The organism is Rossellomorea sp. LJF3, from assembly GCF_037046045.1.
Taxonomy (GTDB): Bacteria; Bacillota; Bacilli; order Bacillales; family Bacillaceae_B; genus Rossellomorea.
Genome location: NZ_JBANLY010000010.1, coordinates 46,388 through 63,164 on the forward strand (window position 1 = coordinate 46,388; position 16,777 = coordinate 63,164).

14 protein-coding genes and 1 other annotated feature are annotated in these 16,777 nt (G+C 48.9%); of the genes, 13 read left to right on the plus strand and 1 reads right to left on the minus strand.

All coding sequences use genetic code 11. From position 1 onward, the window contains the following. Positions 1-378: 378 nt before the first annotated feature. The 13 genes from ilvE (at position 379) to thrB (ending at position 16,246) form a co-directional block, all read left to right on the plus strand. A complete protein-coding gene (gene ilvE, locus V8G47_RS11425; RefSeq protein WP_336200218.1) occupies positions 379-1,278 on the plus strand; it encodes a branched-chain-amino-acid transaminase in 900 nt (299 codons plus the stop codon). A 15-nt stretch (positions 1,279-1,293) separates the two neighbouring features. Further along, positions 1,294-2,961: a dihydroxy-acid dehydratase gene (gene ilvD / locus V8G47_RS11430; protein ID WP_336200219.1), complete on the plus strand. Its 1,668-nt coding sequence runs from the start codon at positions 1,294-1,296 to the stop codon at positions 2,959-2,961. Next, positions 2,962-3,220 (plus strand) — a binding site (T-box leader). A 114-nt stretch (positions 3,221-3,334) separates the two neighbouring features. Continuing rightward, positions 3,335-5,056 (plus strand): acetolactate synthase large subunit, encoded by a 1,722-nt coding sequence (gene ilvB / locus V8G47_RS11435; RefSeq protein WP_336200220.1) that lies wholly within the window; start codon positions 3,335-3,337, stop codon positions 5,054-5,056. Continuing rightward, on the plus strand, positions 5,053-5,577 hold the full coding sequence (gene ilvN / locus V8G47_RS11440) for an acetolactate synthase small subunit (RefSeq protein WP_034761039.1): 525 nt from the start codon (positions 5,053-5,055) through the stop codon (positions 5,575-5,577). Before ilvB ends, ilvN begins: the two co-directional genes overlap by 4 nt. A 49-nt stretch (positions 5,578-5,626) precedes the next feature. Beyond that, entirely contained in the window at positions 5,627-6,658 is a 1,032-nt protein-coding gene (gene ilvC / locus V8G47_RS11445; RefSeq protein WP_079530754.1) for a ketol-acid reductoisomerase, read from the plus strand. Beyond that, a complete protein-coding gene (locus tag V8G47_RS11450; protein WP_336200221.1) occupies positions 6,645-8,195 on the plus strand; it encodes a 2-isopropylmalate synthase in 1,551 nt (516 codons plus the stop codon). The genes ilvC and V8G47_RS11450 overlap by 14 nt, the downstream gene beginning before the upstream one ends. Before the next feature lie 61 nt (positions 8,196-8,256). Continuing rightward, positions 8,257-9,369 (plus strand): 3-isopropylmalate dehydrogenase, encoded by a 1,113-nt coding sequence (leuB, locus tag V8G47_RS11455; RefSeq protein WP_336200222.1) that lies wholly within the window; start codon positions 8,257-8,259, stop codon positions 9,367-9,369. A 104-nt stretch (positions 9,370-9,473) separates the two neighbouring features. Then, positions 9,474-10,889 carry a 3-isopropylmalate dehydratase large subunit gene (leuC, locus tag V8G47_RS11460; RefSeq protein WP_336200223.1) on the plus strand — a complete coding sequence of 472 codons (1,416 nt, stop codon included), beginning with the start codon at positions 9,474-9,476 and terminating at the stop codon, positions 10,887-10,889. A 12-nt stretch (positions 10,890-10,901) separates the two neighbouring features. After that, positions 10,902-11,507 (plus strand): 3-isopropylmalate dehydratase small subunit, encoded by a 606-nt coding sequence (leuD, locus tag V8G47_RS11465; protein WP_336200224.1) that lies wholly within the window; start codon positions 10,902-10,904, stop codon positions 11,505-11,507. Then, complete coding sequence (gene ilvA / locus V8G47_RS11470; protein ID WP_336200225.1) at positions 11,507-12,490, plus strand: threonine ammonia-lyase; 984 nt, start codon at positions 11,507-11,509, stop codon at positions 12,488-12,490. The genes leuD and ilvA overlap by 1 nt, the downstream gene beginning before the upstream one ends. 467 nt (positions 12,491-12,957) lie before the next feature. Then, on the plus strand, positions 12,958-14,256 hold the full coding sequence (locus tag V8G47_RS11475) for a homoserine dehydrogenase (RefSeq protein WP_336200226.1): 1,299 nt from the start codon (positions 12,958-12,960) through the stop codon (positions 14,254-14,256). Then, the gene (thrC, locus tag V8G47_RS11480; protein ID WP_336200227.1) at positions 14,253-15,314 is read left to right on the plus strand and encodes a threonine synthase; all 1,062 of its coding nucleotides are present in this window, start codon (positions 14,253-14,255) and stop codon (positions 15,312-15,314) included. Before V8G47_RS11475 ends, thrC begins: the two co-directional genes overlap by 4 nt. Continuing rightward, complete coding sequence (gene thrB, locus V8G47_RS11485) at positions 15,311-16,246, plus strand: homoserine kinase (protein WP_336200228.1); 936 nt, start codon at positions 15,311-15,313, stop codon at positions 16,244-16,246. The genes thrC and thrB overlap by 4 nt, the downstream gene beginning before the upstream one ends. Before the next feature lie 23 nt (positions 16,247-16,269). Here the strand turns inward: thrB and V8G47_RS11490 are convergent, their stop codons facing one another. Then, entirely contained in the window at positions 16,270-16,578 is a 309-nt protein-coding gene (locus tag V8G47_RS11490; protein WP_336200229.1) for an AbrB/MazE/SpoVT family DNA-binding domain-containing protein, read from the minus strand. Positions 16,579-16,777 lie beyond the last annotated feature (199 nt).

A 16,777-nucleotide genomic window follows, 5' to 3' on the forward strand; every position in this document is an offset into this window, starting at 1 on the left:
CGAACGCCCATTCCTGTAGGATTTTGTCGAAATTTTTTTGAAGAGGTATTCTCTAAATCTGAACCATCATTCACCCCCCCTTAACAAAAAAATCTCAAAAAAAATTTTCTTACCACAAACTCTATGAGGACAAAGATGTAAGCGTTTACTTATAATCAGATTAATCTAAATAGTCAAATAATTTACAAAAAGCCTGTTGACCTTCCAGGGAAACGGGAGTAATATTGTCCTCAATATAAAAAACAAAGCCGGCGGGAAGCGGCAGTCACAAACCAATCAGCCGCGTTCTGAGTAGGCTTATTCAGCTAACGTACTTTCGTTGCAAAAATAAATTTCTGAATAGTCAAATAAATTTCAACCGGGAAAGGAATGATTAACATGAACGAACAGTGGATCTACTTAGACGGACAATACGTAAAAAAGGAAGACGCAGTTGTATCTGTGTACGACCATGGTTTTTTATATGGAGATGGAGTGTTCGAAGGGATTCGAATGTACGATGGGAACGTGTTCCGTCTGGATGAACATGTTGATCGCCTTTATGACTCAGCAAAATCCATCATGTTGCACATTGAACTCTCTAAAGAAGAGATGAGCGACATTATCGTTGATACATTGAAAAAAAATCAGCTCGAGAATGCCTACATACGGGTGGTCATTTCCAGGGGTGTTGGAAACCTGGGGTTGGATCCATTCACTTGCAGGAAGCCGCAGGTCATCGTCATTGCTGAACAACTGGCCCTATTCCCTAAAAGCTTATATGAAACGGGCATCGATATCGTTACCGTCGCAAGCCGGCGAAATCGTGCGGATGTACTCTCACCCAAAGTTAAATCATTAAACTACTTAAATAACATTCTCGTTAAAATCGAAGCAAATCTTGCAGGCGTCAGCGAAGCCTTGATGTTGAACGATCAAGGATATGTAGCAGAAGGATCCGCCGATAACATCTTCATTGTGAAGAAAGGAAAAATCCTTACACCTCCAGGATATGTAGGAGCGCTTGAAGGGATCACCCGGAATGCCATCATCGAAATCGCCGAAAAGTCGGGTTTCGAGATGAAAGAAGAAGTCTTCACCCGACATGATGTATACACAGCAGATGAAGTGTTCTTAACAGGAACAGCCGCTGAAGTCATTGCGGTTGTAAAAGTTGACGGCCGTGTCATCGGAGACGGAAAACCTGGAAAGTATACAAATCAATTATTACAGGAATTCAGAAACACTGTCACGCAGGATGGAAGAAAAGTTTACAAACAAAATGCTCAAGTTGGCTAAGTTGGAGGTGATGACGTGCGAAGTGACATGATCAAGAAAGGGATCGACCGGGCTCCCCACCGCAGTTTACTCTATGCGACGGGAGTCAAGCTCGAAGACATGGAAAAACCATTTATCGGGGTGTGTAACTCTTACATCGACATCATCCCCGGTCATATGCATTTAAACGGATTCGCCCAGGTGGTGAAAGAAGCGATCCGGGAAGCGGGGGGAATCCCGTTCGAATTCAATACGATTGGTGTGGATGACGGAATCGCCATGGGACATATCGGGATGAGGTACTCACTCCCAAGTCGCGAACTGATCGCCGACTCGGCAGAAACCGTCATCAACGCTCACTGGTTCGACGGGGTGTTCTACATTCCAAACTGTGACAAGATCACACCGGGAATGCTGATGGCATCAGTCAGAACAAATGTCCCTTCCGTTTTTGTATCGGGTGGTCCGATGGAAGCAGGAGTCTCAAGTGACGGGAAGCCATTATCACTCGTATCCGTTTTCGAAGGAGTCGGAGCCCATCAGTCAGGAAGGATGACGGCAGAACAGCTTCTCGACATCGAAGCCAATGCCTGTCCGACCTGTGGGTCATGCTCAGGGATGTTCACGGCGAACTCCATGAATTCCTTGATGGAGATGCTTGGAATGGCTCCTCCGGGTAATGGAACGATTGTGGCTACTTCTGATGAGCGGCACCAGTTAATCAAGGATGCAGCAAAGTACCTCGTGGAAATGGTAAAGAAAGATATCAAACCGAGGGATATCATAACTGAGGATACCATCGATGACGCATTCGCCTTGGATATGGCGATGGGAGGTTCAACGAATACGGTCCTCCATACGCTGGCGATTGCCAATGAGGCGGAAATCGATTACGACATCAACCGGATCAATAAAGTCGCTGAACGGGTTCCCTATTTATCCAAGATAAGCCCGGCATCCGATTACTCCATGCAGGATGTTCACAATGCAGGAGGGGTCAGCGCCATCATTAAAGAGCTGTGTGAAATGGAAGCCGTACACAAAGACCGCATCACCGTTACAGGAAAGTCACTTTATGAAAATGTGAAGGATGCTCATATTCAAAATGATGATGTCATCCGCCGCAGGGAAAATGCCCACAGTCCAGTCGGGGGATTATCCGTCCTCTTCGGGAATATCGCTCCAAATGGCGGTGTCATCAAAGTGGGGGCAGTCGACCCATCCATTAAAACATTCATGGGTGAAGCGATTGTATATGAATCCCAGGATGATGCCCTTGCCGGAATTGAAAGCGGAGAAGTGAAAGAAGGTCATGTTGTCGTCATCAGATATGAAGGTCCAAAGGGCGGTCCGGGGATGCCGGAGATGCTTGCACCGACGGCAGCCATTGCAGGACGCGGGCTTGAGAAGAAAGTCGCCCTCATGACAGACGGCAGATTTTCAGGAGCATCCCGGGGCATTTCAATCGGGCATGTCTCCCCTGAAGCAGCTGAAGGAGGGCCGATCGGTGTGGTGGAAAATGGAGATCCCATCTTCATTGACCTCACCAACCGGACGATTTCCCTCATGGTTTCTGAAGAAGAGATGAAGTTCAGACAACAGGAGTGGGTACAGCCTCCTCCGAAAATCAAAAAAGGGTATCTTGCCAGATACGCAAAACTTGTTACATCAGCGAGTACAGGTGGAATCTTGAAAACGGAATAAGTGAAAGCGTTGAAGAGGTAAAAGGATTGGGAGCTGTATTTTCAGAGAGCTGGTGGTGCTGCAAACCAGTAATACAACCAATACCGACATCCCCTCTGAGTATCGTTCTGAACCGTGTAAGTAGGAACGATCGAGTAGATGATACTCGTTACAAAAACAAAGGCTGGTGAAACCGATCAGCCTGCCAAGGGAGATGATATCGATCATCTCTGAACTAGGGTGGTACCGTGGAAAGGATGAAGACCTTTTCGCCCCTGCGAAAGATGAACTCTGTCGTAGTGGGTGGAAAGGTCTTTTTTGTTTGAATGAATTGGATGAACCATGCTGAGTGAAAAATCAATCATAGCAATTTAATAAGGGGAGGAGATAGGCAATGAGAGCGAAGGTAGAGGCAGAACCGGCTTCACAGACACTGACAGAAAACGGCAACGGTGCTGATATGCTCATGAAAGCTTTGAAGGAGGAAAAGGTTGAGATTCTGTTTGGGTACCCTGGAGGAGCGGTCTTGCCGATTTACGATGCTCTATACAAAGCCCCGATCAAGCACGTACTCGCCCGCCATGAACAAGGGGCCATCCACGCGGCTGAGGGATATGCAAGGGTATCGGGGAAGCCGGGTGTGGTCATAGCCACGTCAGGACCCGGTGCTACGAATCTCGTGACAGGGATTGCCGATGCCATGATGGATTCCCTTCCACTGGTCGTTTTTACGGGGCAGGTGGCTTCAGGGGTCATCGGGACCGACGCATTCCAGGAAGCGGACGTGGTAGGCATCACGATGCCGATCACCAAGCACAATTACCAGGTGCGGGATATTAAAGATTTACCGAGGATCGTGAAGGAAGCCTTTCATATCGCATCAACCGGGAGGCCCGGACCCGTACTCGTCGATATTCCAAAAGACTTGACCTTGCAGCAGGCCTACCCGGTACACGAAGTGGAAATGGACTTACCCGGTTATCAGCCCAACTTTTATCCGAATCCCCTCCAAATCAAGAAGCTGGTGGATGCGATCAAGGTGTCGAAGCAGCCCGTCATCCTTGCAGGGGCAGGGGTGCTTCACGGAAAGGCGACGGAGGAATTGAAGACCTTCGCTGAACAATATGACATTCCGGTGGTTCACACCTTATTGGGATTAGGGGGATTCCCTGCAGACCATACCCTGTTTCTCGGCATGGCAGGGATGCACGGATGTTATGCGAGTAACATGGCCATCCATGAATGTGACTTGCTCATCAATATCGGTGCCCGTTTCGATGACCGTTTAACAGGGAATCTCGCTACCTTTGCACCAAGGGCCAAAGTGGTTCATATCGACATCGACCCGGCTGAGATTGGGAAGAACGTTGAAACCCAGATCCCGATTGTGGCCGATGCGAAACAGGCGCTTACAAGACTCCTTCAACATGAACCCGGGAAGCCCGATTTCGATGCCTGGCATCAGCATCTTAAATCATACAAAAGGGAATATCCTTTCTGGTATAACCAGGCTCATGATGTATTGTCCCCTCAGCGTTTGATTGAGCAGGTGTACGAAATGACGAACGGGGAAGCCGTCGTCACAACGGACGTGGGTCAGCATCAAATGTGGGCGGCACAATACTATTCTTTTAAAAAGCCGAATAACTGGGTCACATCCGGAGGACTTGGCACGATGGGATTCGGATTCCCCGCAGCAATCGGGGCACAGTTAGCAAACCCGGACAGTACAGTGGTCGCCTTTGTAGGAGATGGGGGATTCCAGATGACCCTCCAGGAGCTTGTCCTCCTGAAAGAATTGAACCTTCCTGTGAAAGTGGTCCTCCTCAATAACGGCACACTTGGAATGGTAAGACAGTGGCAGGAAACGTTCTTCGAAGAGAGATACTCCCAATCAGTGTTCTCCACCCAGCCTGATTTTGTGAAACTGGCTGAATCATATGGGATCAAAGGATATAAAGTACAAACCCAGGAAGAAGTCGATTCTGTTTTAAAAGAAGCCTTAACAAGTGATGAACCGGTGCTCATCGATTGCTGGGTGAACCCGAAGGAGAATGTCTACCCGATGGTGGCTCCAGGAAAAGGATTACACGAAATGTTAGGAGTGAAACCATGAGGAAACGGATTGTAACAGCCCTTGTTCATAACCGGAGCGGTGTCTTGAACCGGGTGACCGGATTGTTTACAAAGCGTCAGTTCAATATTGAAAGCATTTCGGTCGGATATACAGAGACGGAAGGGATTTCGAGGATGACCTTCGTCGTCAACGTAGAAGACGATCGTAAAATCGAACAGCTCCTGAAGCAGCTCCATAAACAGATCGATGTCCTCAAGGTTTCAGACATCACGGATCAAGGGGTGGTCGCCAGGGAACTTGCCCTCATCAAAGTGTTGAGTACAGGGCAGACCCGATCCGAAATCAACGGCATTGTAGAACCGTTCAGGGCCGCCATCATTGATGTTGCAAGGGACAGCGTAACGGTTCAGGTAACGGGGGAGACATCCAAGATCGAAGCCATCATCGACCTGTTGAGACCATATGGAATCAAAGAGATCGCCCGTACCGGCATCACGGCATTCGCCAGGGGAAATGGAAAGTCGGTCACAGACCTGAAACAGTATTCTATTGTGAATTAGAAGCGACCTGAAAAAACTTATTATTCAAAAAATGGAGAGGATGAGGGAAATGGTAAAGGTATATTATAACGGAGATGTGAATGAAGAGGTTTTAAAGGGGAAGAAAGTAGCGGTTGTCGGTTATGGCTCACAAGGTCACGCACATGCTCAAAATCTGAAGGAGAGCGGATTTGATGTAGTAGTGGGATTGCGAAAAGGAAAGTCGTGGGACCAGGCGGAAAAGGACGGATTCGATGTCTACTCCGTCCGTGAAGCGAGTGAACAGGCGGATGTCATCATGGTTCTCCTGCCGGATGAGCATCAGCCGAAAGTATATGAAGCAGAAATCAAGCCGGCCCTGTCATCAGGCAAAGCACTCGCATTTGCACACGGATTCAATATCCATTTCCACCAAGTGGTCCCTCCTGAAGATGTGGATGTGTTCCTTGTTGCCCCTAAAGGACCCGGACATCTTGTAAGAAGGACATTTGAAGAAGGAGCCGGGGTACCTGCACTCTTCGGGGTTTATCAAGACGCTTCAGGTCAAGCCGCAGAACTGGCCCTGGCGTATGCAAAAGGTGTCGGTGCAGGACGTGCAGGAATCTTGGAAACATCCTTCCAGGAAGAAACAGAAACGGATCTGTTCGGGGAACAGGCAGTCCTTTGTGGAGGGGTGACATCCCTAGTGAAAGCAGGATTTGAAACACTGGTCGAAGCCGGTTATCAAAAAGAAGTCGCCTATTTTGAGTGTTTACACGAATTGAAGCTGATCGTTGATTTGATGTATGAACAGGGATTGGAAGGGATGCGCTATTCGATCTCGGACACGGCTCAGTGGGGAGATTTCGTTTCAGGTCCAAGGGTAGTGAATGAGGAAACGAAAGCCCGCATGAAGGAAGTACTGACGGATATCCAAACAGGAAAATTTGCGAAGGGATGGATCCTGGAGAACCAGGCGAACCGTCCGGAATTCAACGCCATCAATCAGCGTGAAAGTCAGCACCCGATCGAAGTCGTTGGAAGAGAGCTTCGTAAAATGATGCCATTTGTACAGAAACCTTCTACTAAAGAAAAGGAAGTGGTAGCGAGTGCGAACCATTGAGATCTTTGACACGACTCTACGTGACGGAGAACAGTCAGCAGGCGTAAATCTTAATACGATTGAAAAGATCGAGGTAGCGAAGCAGCTGGAGAGACTCGGGGTGGACGTCATTGAAGCTGGATTTCCTGCAGCTTCAAAAGGGGACTTCGATGCCGTGCAGCGGATCGGTTCCACGATCAAGAATAGCTCGGTAACGGGACTTGCGCGGGCGCAGCAGCGGGACATCGATGCCGTATGGGAATCCCTTAAAGGAACGGCGGAACCAAGGCTGCATGTCTTCCTTGCAACCTCCCCGATTCACATGACCCATAAGCTGAAGATGACACCCGATCAGGTCATCGATACGGCCGTGCAGGCTGTTCAGTACGCGAAGAAATTTTTCCCGGTCGTTCAGTGGTCGGCGGAAGATGCTTGCAGGTCGGATCTCAACTTTTTAGTGAAGATCATGGAGAGGGTCATTGATGCCGGAGCATCCGTCATCAACCTTCCCGATACGGTGGGGTATATCACCCCTCATAAATACGGTGAATTGTTTCGGTACGTAAGAGAAAATGTACCGAATATCGATGGGGTAAAGCTATCGGCACATTGCCATGATGACCTGGGGATGGCGACGGCCAATTCCCTTGCAGCGATTGAAAACGGAGCCGATCAAATTGAGGGAACCATCAATGGAATCGGTGAACGTGCCGGGAATGCAGCCTTGGAGGAAGTCGCTGTTGCCCTTCGCATCCGTGAAGATTTCTACGGAGCGACGACCAGACTGAAGCTGGATGAAATCAAGAAAACAAGCTCTCTTGTCAGTAAGCTGACGGGGATGAGGGTACCGGCTAACAAAGCGGTTGTAGGGGATAATGCCTTCGCCCATGAATCAGGCATCCATCAGGATGGCGTATTGAAAGAGAAAACAACTTACGAAATTATCACACCGGAACTGATCGGAGTGAATTCAAACCGACTTGTTCTTGGAAAACATTCAGGACGTCACGCATTCAAGAATAAAGCCGTCGAGCTGGGCTTTGACTTAACGGATGAAAAGTTGAACGAAGCATTCCACACATTTAAAGATCTTGCGGATAAGAAGAAGGAAATCGTCGATGAAGATCTCTTCAGCATCTTGACGAATAAGCAGACGGAAATGACTGAAGGTGTCGGATTCACACTGGAAAGAATGCAGGTTCAATATGGGATGGACAATATCCCGACGGCCACGATCGAATTGAAATTTGAAGACGGAAACGTCACCCGCCTTGCTTCAACCGGATCCGGAAGCGTGGAAGCCATCTACAATACCATCGAAAAAATCCTGCCTGGCAAGTCAAAGCTGTTGGATTACAAAATCAACTCAGTGGGCGGCGGCCGTGATGCACTCGCCGAAGTGTATGTCCGACTGGAGTATGACGGTGAAAATACAAGCGGACGCGGAACCGCTCAGGATGTATTGGAAGCATCAGCCCGCGCTTATCTAAATGCAGTGAACCGGTCGGCACAGCGATCACACACGAGAGAGAAAGAAGCGATGCAAGTCAGCTTATAAACCACGGGAGCCTTGAATTTCAAGGCTCCTCCTAAACCAAAAAAATCAGGAGGTAATTCTAATGAAGAAAAAAATCGCTGTACTACCAGGAGACGGTATCGGTCAAGAGATTATGGACGGGGCATTAGAAGTACTGAAGGCAGTGGGTGATTGGTTCGGTCATGAATTCGAAGTGGAGAAAGGATTCATCGGCGGATCGGCCGTTGATCGCTTCGGTACACCGTTACCTCCTGAAACAATCAAGCTTTGTAAAGAGAGCGATGCCGTCCTATTAGGGGCGGTCGGAGGACCGAAATGGGAGCACTTGCCGAAGGAAATCCGTCCTGAAAAAGGGCTCCTGGCCATCCGGAAAGAGTTCGACCTTTTCGCGAATCTGCGCCCGGTGAAGGCATTTGAAAGTTTACTGGGGGCATCCCCACTCAAACGGGAGATTGTTGAAGAAGTAGATTTGGTGATTGTCAGGGAGCTGACGGGAGGATTGTACTTCGGTCAGCCGTCCGGTCGCCAGGGGAAGCGGGATGAAGTGGCCGTTGACACCCTGGTATATGAAAAAAGTGAAATCGAACGGATCGTTCATAAGGCATTCAAGCTGGCTCAAAAACGCAAGAAGAAAGTAACGTCAGTCGACAAGGCAAACGTTCTGGAAACCAGTCGAATGTGGCGTGAAGTCGTGAACGAAGTGGCCGGTGAATATCCGGATGTAGAAGTCGAACACATGCTTGTGGATGTCGCAGCCATGAAGCTGATGTATCAGCCGAAACAATTCGACGTGCTTGTGACCGAGAACATGTTCGGAGACATCCTGAGCGACGAAGCCTCCATGATCACAGGCTCACTTGGAATGCTTCCTTCCGCCAGTTTACGGGGGGATTCATTCGGCCTTTACGAACCGGTTCACGGATCCGCCCCTGATATCGCCGGAAAAGGAAAAGCAAATCCCCTGGCTATGATTCTATCGGTAGCCATGATGCTTCGCCATTCCTTCGGCTTGAAAGAAGAAGCGGAAATGATCGAAATGGGGGTCCAGGAAGTCCTGAATGCAGGTTACCGGACAGGAGACCTTTGGACGATGGGACGCGGAACCGTCGTCGGAACGGGTGCCATGAGTCAGCTGGTCGTAGAGCGTCTGGAAGCGGATCATGCCCTGTCCTCCATCCTGGCAGCGTACTTGTAATAATATATTTTATGGGGAGGGTGACCGGAGCGGAAATCAACGGTCACTCTCTCCACCAAAGCAGTCTTCATTAAAAAAAATCTTACCAAACCAGGAGGGAGTTCATGGCAGGGAAAAATATCATCGAAAAGATATGGGAAAAGCACATCGTACACAGGGAAAAGGGCAAGCCGGATTTATTATATATCGATCTTCACCTTGTACATGAAGTAACGTCCCCCCAGGCATTCGAGGGGCTGCGCCTGAAAGATCGCAAGCTCAGGAGGCCGGATCTGACTTACGCGACCATGGACCACAACGTTCCGACAAGGGAGCGTCACATTGTCAGAGATGAGATCGCCCGACTGCAAATGGAGACGTTGAAGAAAAACTGTGCAGAATTCGGCGTCACCCTGGCTGACATCCATCATCCCGATCAAGGAATCGTCCACGTCATCGGTCCTGAATTGGGTCTGACCCAACCGGGGAAAACGATCGTGTGCGGAGACAGCCATACTTCCACACACGGAGCGTTCGGGGCACTGGCCTTTGGGATCGGAACCAGTGAGGTGGAGCATGTACTGGCGACTCAGACACTGTGGCAATCGAAGCCCCGGACCCTTCAAGTCGAAGTCTCAGGGGAACTCGGATTCGGTGTCACGGCAAAAGACGTGATCCTGAACATCATTTCCACCTATGGAGTGGGTTTCGGCACCGGATATGTCATCGAATTCACTGGAGACGTGATTCGCAATCTGTCCATGGAAGAAAGAATGACCGTCTGTAATATGAGCATTGAAGCAGGTGCGAAAGCCGGATTGATCAGTCCCGATGAAACGACCTTTGACTATTTAGAGGGCAGGGAATACCTTCCCAAGAACAAATCATTCCAGCAGTGCAAGGAAGAGTGGCAATCCCTGACAAGCGATCGTGACGCCACCTATGATCACAGAATTGAGGTGAAGGGTGAAAAGATCGAACCTCATGTGACATGGGGGACGAACCCGGGGATGGGAGCCGGGATTTCAAGGTCCGTCCCTCATCCGGATGAGTACGGTGACCCTTCTGAAAGGGAAGGGGTTGAGCGGGCGCTTCATTATATGGGGCTTGAAGCCGGAATGAGAATCGAGGACATCGAGGTTGATTATGTATTTATCGGTTCTTGTACGAATTCACGCTTGAGTGACTTGAGAGCGGCAGCTGAAGTGGTGAAAGGGCACAGCGTTAAGCAGGGCGTCACCGCATTGGTTGTTCCCGGCTCCTTTAAAGTAAAGAAAAAGGCAGAAGAGGAAGGCTTGGATACGATCTTTACAGAAGCTGGTTTTGAATGGAGGGAAGCGGGATGCAGCATGTGTCTCGCCATGAATGACGATATCGTCCCACCCGGCAAACGCTGTGCATCGACTTCCAACCGGAACTTTGAAGGCAGGCAGGGTAATGGTTCAAGAACCCATCTTCTCAGTCCTTCCATGGCAGCAGCGGCGGCCGTGACAGGGAAATTGACCGACGTACGAAAGCTTGAAAAAATGCCGATTTCATAGGAGGTGAAAAGGGTGGCAATCAATCATGTGGAAGCGAATGTATTTCCTCTCAGGAGGGACAACGTAGATACGGATCAAATCATACCGAAACAATTCTTGAAAAGGATCGAGCGTAAAGGCTTCGGTCAGTTCTTGTTTTATCATTGGCGGTTTGAAGACGATGGGAAGTCCCTGAGACACGACTTCTCATTGGATACCCCAAAATACCGGGATTCCGAGATTCTTCTCGGCGGAAAGAATTTCGGATGCGGGTCTTCACGGGAACATGCACCCTGGGCCCTTCAGGACTATGGATTTCAAGTGATCATCGCGAAGAGCTTCGCAGACATTTTTTATAACAATTGTTTAAAGAATGGGATCCTGCCGATTCAGTTGGATGATAAAACAGTCGATGCCCTCATGAAGAATGAGAGTCAAGTTGATTTATATAAAATTGAAGTGTCCCTTGAGCACCAGACCATTTGTGATTCTGAGGGGCTGCGTGTCTCCTTTGACATTGATCCTTATTGGAAAACGATGCTTCTGAAGGGTCTGGATGAAATCGATTTAACGTTGCATTACGGTAACCATATCGAAGACTACGAAAAAAAATATGAGGTGAGTGACTTGGGAATTTAATGGATAACACTGAAGTGGTAGAAGCAATGGAAAGAATCAGTCATCAGGTGCATCGAACACCGTTAAAGCAATCATCGACGCTGAATGCGTTCACTGGTGGAGAAGTCTATTTGAAAATGGAGAATCTGCAGCGGACAGGTTCCTTCAAAGTAAGGGGTGCCATGAATAAAATCATGTCATTGTCTGAAGAAGAAGCAGGGAAGGGGATCATTGCCGCTTCGGCAGGTAATCATGCCCAAGGGGTGGCGCTGGCTGCCTCCAAGCGAGGAGTCCCTTCAAAAATCTTCATGCCAAAGCGGACGCCTTCTACTAAAGTTGCGGCAACGAAACATTACGGAGCTGAAATCGTTTTGACTGGAGACACCTATCAGGAAGCCTACGGGGCAGCACTTGAGGAGAAAATCAAAAAAGGCTCGACGTATGTTCATGCATTTGATGATCATAAAGTGATGGCTGGACAAGGGACAGTCGCACTGGAAATGCTTCAACAGCTCAGTGATTTAGACATGATTCTCGTCCCCGTCGGTGGAGGCGGACTGCTGGCAGGGATGGCACTGGCCGTGAAAGCCTTTAATCCCCGCGTACAGATTGTTGGCGTGCAGGCTTTGGGAGCGCCGGCTACGTATAATTTTTTTACAGGAAGCAATAAGGGTTCCCTTGAGCATGTTCATACCATTGCTGACGGGATCCTCGTCAAGAAGCCTGGAGAGCTCACGTTTCCGATCATCCGGAAGTATGTGGACGACATGGTCACCGTGACCGATGAAGAAATCTCCTATAGCATCATGTTCATGCTTCAACGGGAGAAAACCCTCGTCGAAGGAGCGGGAGCCGCATCCTTGGCGGCAGCCATGTGTCAAAAAGTCAAGGTACAGGGTAAAAAGGTAGGCTGCGTCATCAGTGGCGGGAACGCCGACCCGAGTAAAATCCCTGTTTATCGGGATTTGTCCAAAATGGCCAGACAGCTGCATCATATTGTGTAAAGATGGGACGGCTCTAAACTGCGTGAGTAGTTGGGAGCGGTCCTCTGTTTTTACCGTTTGGTACAGGGTTTTGGTGAAATTCCTATAAATGGTAAAAAGCGCAATTACTATGTGAAATGACGCAATTATCGAGAAAATGACGCAATAAACATAATAATGACGCAATCCCCCCCCCTATAATGACGCAATTATCTACAAGTTGGGGTTGGGAGTGCCGTGATAATAGACAAAAGCACCACAACAATCCGAAAAAAAGATCAACAAATCATAGGTGATCCTTGAAAAGTACAAATCCAGCATGATTTTTCGTGGAGATAACTAGAACGATCATATTCAATTAAACTTGTAAGCTCTTACATTCTGAAAATACGCAAAAACCTATTGTAATAGGTAATTTTTTCAACTATAATGTCCACTATACAAATACAAATGTACACCAGAAATAAACAAATGGAGGTTTTCGGCTTATGGAATCAATTTCAATCGGACTTTTAGGACTCGGAACGGTGGGAGCCGGAGTGGTGAAGATAGTAGAGAATCATCAGGATAAATTGTCTCATCAGATCGGCTGCCCGGTGACGGTGAAAAGAGCCCTCGTTCAGGATTTAGAGAAAGACAGGGGACTGGAAATCGAAAACAGCATATTAACCTTAAATCCTGAGGAAGTCCTGTTTGACCCTGAAATTGATATTGTGGTCGAGGTCATGGGTGGAATCGAAGCAACGAAGGAGCATCTCCTGCATGCATTAAACGAAGGTAAGCATGTCGTCACTGCAAACAAAGATCTCATGGCCCTCCATGGACCTGAATTATTAAGAGCTGCCTCGGAAAATGGCTGTGACTTATTCTACGAAGCAAGCGTCGCAGGAGGCATCCCGATATTAAGAAGTTTAGTAGATGGCCTTGCCTCGGACCGCATCACGAAAATGATGGGAATCGTCAACGGGACAACGAACTTCATTTTGACAAAGATGACGAAAGAGGGACGGACCTTCGATGATGTCCTAAAGGAAGCCCAGGATCTCGGCTATGCTGAATCGGATCCTACGGCAGATGTCGGTGGATTGGATGCAGCAAGGAAGATGGCGATCCTGTCCACTCTGGGGTTCTCCATGAATGTGGACCTGGCGGATGTGAAAGTGAAGGGCATCACGGAAGTAACGGGAGATGACATCCAATATGCCGAACAATTCGGTTACACGATGAAGCTCATCGGTTACGCCCACCGGGAAGGGGAAAAGGTAGAGGTGAGCGTGGAGCCGACCCTGCTGCAAAATGAACACCCCCTCGCGTCTGTACATGATGAATATAACGCCGTGTACGTGTACGGCGAAGCAGTGGGGGAAACGATGTTTTACGGTCCAGGTGCAGGGAGTCTTCCGACAGCGACCGCTGTCGTATCCGATATGGTGGGAATCATGAAGAATATGAGACTGGGCGTGAATGGGAAGAGTGCCGTGAATCCTCAGTTCCCGAAGAAACTAAAAGAACCTGATGAAATTCATTCAAAATATTTCTTACGGCTGCACGTTCGTGACGAAGTGGGTGTATTGGCCAAACTGACGTCCATCTTCTCGAATCACGGAGTCAGTTTCGAGAAAATACTTCAGAATCCCCTGGACAGTGATGAGTTTGCTGAAATCGTCCTGGTGACTCATAAGGCATCCCTGGAGCATTACGAAGATATCCTGATGGAGCTGAAGGATTATGAAGCGGTTCATTCGATCGAAAGCTCATACCGCGTAGAAGGAGGAGAAAAAGGATGAGATGGAAAGGACTACTGGAACAGTACGGAGAACAGCTTCCATTAAATGCAGATACTCCCCTTTTAAGCTTGAACGAAGGCAACACTCCATTGATCGAGCTGAAGTCGTTATCCGAGGAATGGGGCATCGAGCTTTATGCAAAGGTTGAGGGGGCGAACCCGACAGGTTCCTTTAAGGACCGGGGGATGGTCCTGGCCGTTGCAAAAGCGGTGGAATCAGGCAGCCGGACGGTCATTTGCGCTTCGACAGGCAATACTTCCGCCTCAGCTGCAGCATATGCGGCAAGGGCGGGGATCAAATGCATCGTCGTCATTCCGGAGGGGAAAATCGCTCAAGGGAAATTGGCTCAAGCCGTCATGTACGGGGCCGAGATCATTTCAATCGAAGGGAATTTCGATGAAGCCCTGGAGATTGTCCGGGAGCTGAGTAAAACGGAATCCGTCACGCTTGTGAATTCGGTGAATCCATATCGACTGGAAGGACAGAAAACAGCTGCCTTCGAAGTCATCGAAGGATTAGGGGAAGCCCCGGATGTGCTCGCGATACCTGTCGGGAATGCAGGCAATATATCAGCATACTGGAAAGGATTCAAGGAATATTCAGAACGCAGCTCTTCATCCCTTCCCCGCATGTTCGGCTTTGAGGCATCGGGGGCAGCGGCTCTCGTCCACGACCGCGTGTTTCCCCAGCCCGAAACGATTGCCACTGCCATCCGCATCGGGAACCCGGCGAGCTGGACATTGGCCGTCGACGCACTGAAGGAATCCAACGGCCATATTGATGAAGTGACGGATGAGGAAATCCTGGAAGCCTATCAGCTGATGGCAAGGAAAGAAGGGATCTTCGCAGAGCCGGCTTCATGCGCTTCCATCGCAGGGATCAAGAAGTCATTGGAGAAAGGGCTCCTTGAACAAGGGTCGAAGGTTGTCGCGGTATTGACGGGGAATGGATTGAAAGATCCGGTTACGGCGATGGAGTGCAGCCCGGTGACACCGGTGAAGCTGCCAAACGATCGTGAACTGGTGAAGGATTACATCAAGGGAACGATCGGGGTATGAAAGGCCGGGAACCGCGCTCGTGGAAAATCATCGTCCCGGGAAGCACAGCCAATTTAGGAGCCGGATTTGACTCACTTGGTTTGGCTTTGGATGTTTTTTTAAGGATAGATGCATATGAAGCAGATGACTGGCAGGTGATACCTTTGTCAGCGGCCCTTGAGGTATTCCCTGCAGATGAGTCGCATTTCATCGTAGAAGTGGTCAAGGAAGTGGCGGGTGAATATGGCAGGAAGCCTGTTCCATGTCATTTATACGTATCAAGTGATATCCCTTTGACCAGGGGTCTCGGATCCAGTGCAGCGGCTGTCGTGGCAGGGGTCGAGCTCGCCAATGCTTTATGCGACCTCAACTTGACCCAGGAAATGAAGCTGGTTTTGGCAAATCGTTTCGAAGGTCATCCCGATAACGTCGGGGCATCGCTCTACGGAGGGTTTGTCGTCAGCTGTCAGGATGAAAAAGGCGTCAACCTGATAACGGTGCCTGACCTTCCAATCGATGTGGTATGTGTCATTCCGAAAGCGGAGCTGAAAACGTCGGATTCGAGAAATGTCCTCCCATCATCTCTATCATTTTCAGAATCCGTGGGTGCAGGAGCGGTATCCAATGTTTTAGTGGCGGCGTTCCTGACCGGTGATTGGGAAATGGTGGGGAAGATGATGAAGCGGGATCGTTACCATCAGCCTCACCGGAGAAAGCTTCTTCCCCATTACGATGCCGTTGAAAAAGTGGCGGATCGATTCGGTGCTTTCGGCGTCGCTTTAAGCGGGGCCGGCCCCACGGTTGCCTGCTTTGTGGAACGGGAAGCTAGCGAATGGCTCTTCCGCCAGCTCGAACAATCCTTCCCGACCATGGACGTCCGCAAACTATCCATCTCCCAAACGGGAAGCAGCATCACCACCCAACAACCAAAGGTCCGTCCCTCATCGCTTTAAAGCAGCGAGGGACGGACCTCATTTTATTGTTTCTCCGTTGTGATCATAAAACAGTTGTCTTTTTCGTTGACGTGCAAGCAGTAGGAGGATGGATACGTCATGCCCATTTCTTCCCGGAGTTCCTTCGGGATGTGGACCGTTCCTTTTTCTGAGATGTAGCGTTTGTTATGGGTTGAGTCCCGCGTGGCCTGCTTAATATAGAGGCAATTGTTTTGATAGACGAGCTCTGCAAGCTTTCCCGGCAGCAGTCCAAACTGCTCCCTCCATTTATGGGGGAGAGTGATTGTACCGCTTTTACTGAAAGGTTTGCTCCCATACATCATACTTAACATTCGCATCACCTGCCTTCACTATCATATTGTTCTCTTTTTACCTTCCCTGAGAAAAATAAACACCAATTTGAAAAATTAGGAAAAAGGGCGGGGTTTCTTTGAAGAGATAGGGGGATATTGAAGGATGAAAAAGATATGGAATTCAAGATGAATGGGTGGAGGTGGTTTATGGATGAAAAGAATCCTTTGAAATCCGTAG

Bases quoted from the DNA above. Each gene is read 5' to 3' on its own strand.
- ilvE (WP_336200218.1), top strand. From the start codon at position 379: ATGAACGAACAGTGGATCTACTTAGACGGACAATACGTAAAAAAGGAA.
- ilvB (WP_336200220.1), top strand. From the start codon at position 3,335: ATGAGAGCGAAGGTAGAGGCAGAACCGGCTTCACAGACACTGACAGAA.
- ilvN (WP_034761039.1), top strand. From the start codon at position 5,053: ATGAGGAAACGGATTGTAACAGCCCTTGTTCATAACCGGAGCGGTGTC.
- ilvC (WP_079530754.1), top strand. From the start codon at position 5,627: ATGGTAAAGGTATATTATAACGGAGATGTGAATGAAGAGGTTTTAAAG.
- leuB (WP_336200222.1), top strand. From the start codon at position 8,257: ATGAAGAAAAAAATCGCTGTACTACCAGGAGACGGTATCGGTCAAGAG.
- leuC (WP_336200223.1), top strand. From the start codon at position 9,474: ATGGCAGGGAAAAATATCATCGAAAAGATATGGGAAAAGCACATCGTA.
- ilvA (WP_336200225.1), top strand. From the start codon at position 11,507: ATGGATAACACTGAAGTGGTAGAAGCAATGGAAAGAATCAGTCATCAG.
- V8G47_RS11475 (WP_336200226.1), top strand. From the start codon at position 12,958: ATGGAATCAATTTCAATCGGACTTTTAGGACTCGGAACGGTGGGAGCC.
- thrC (WP_336200227.1), top strand. From the start codon at position 14,253: ATGAGATGGAAAGGACTACTGGAACAGTACGGAGAACAGCTTCCATTA.
- thrB (WP_336200228.1), top strand. From the start codon at position 15,311: ATGAAAGGCCGGGAACCGCGCTCGTGGAAAATCATCGTCCCGGGAAGC.
- V8G47_RS11490 (WP_336200229.1), bottom strand. From the start codon at position 16,578: ATGTTAAGTATGATGTATGGGAGCAAACCTTTCAGTAAAAGCGGTACA.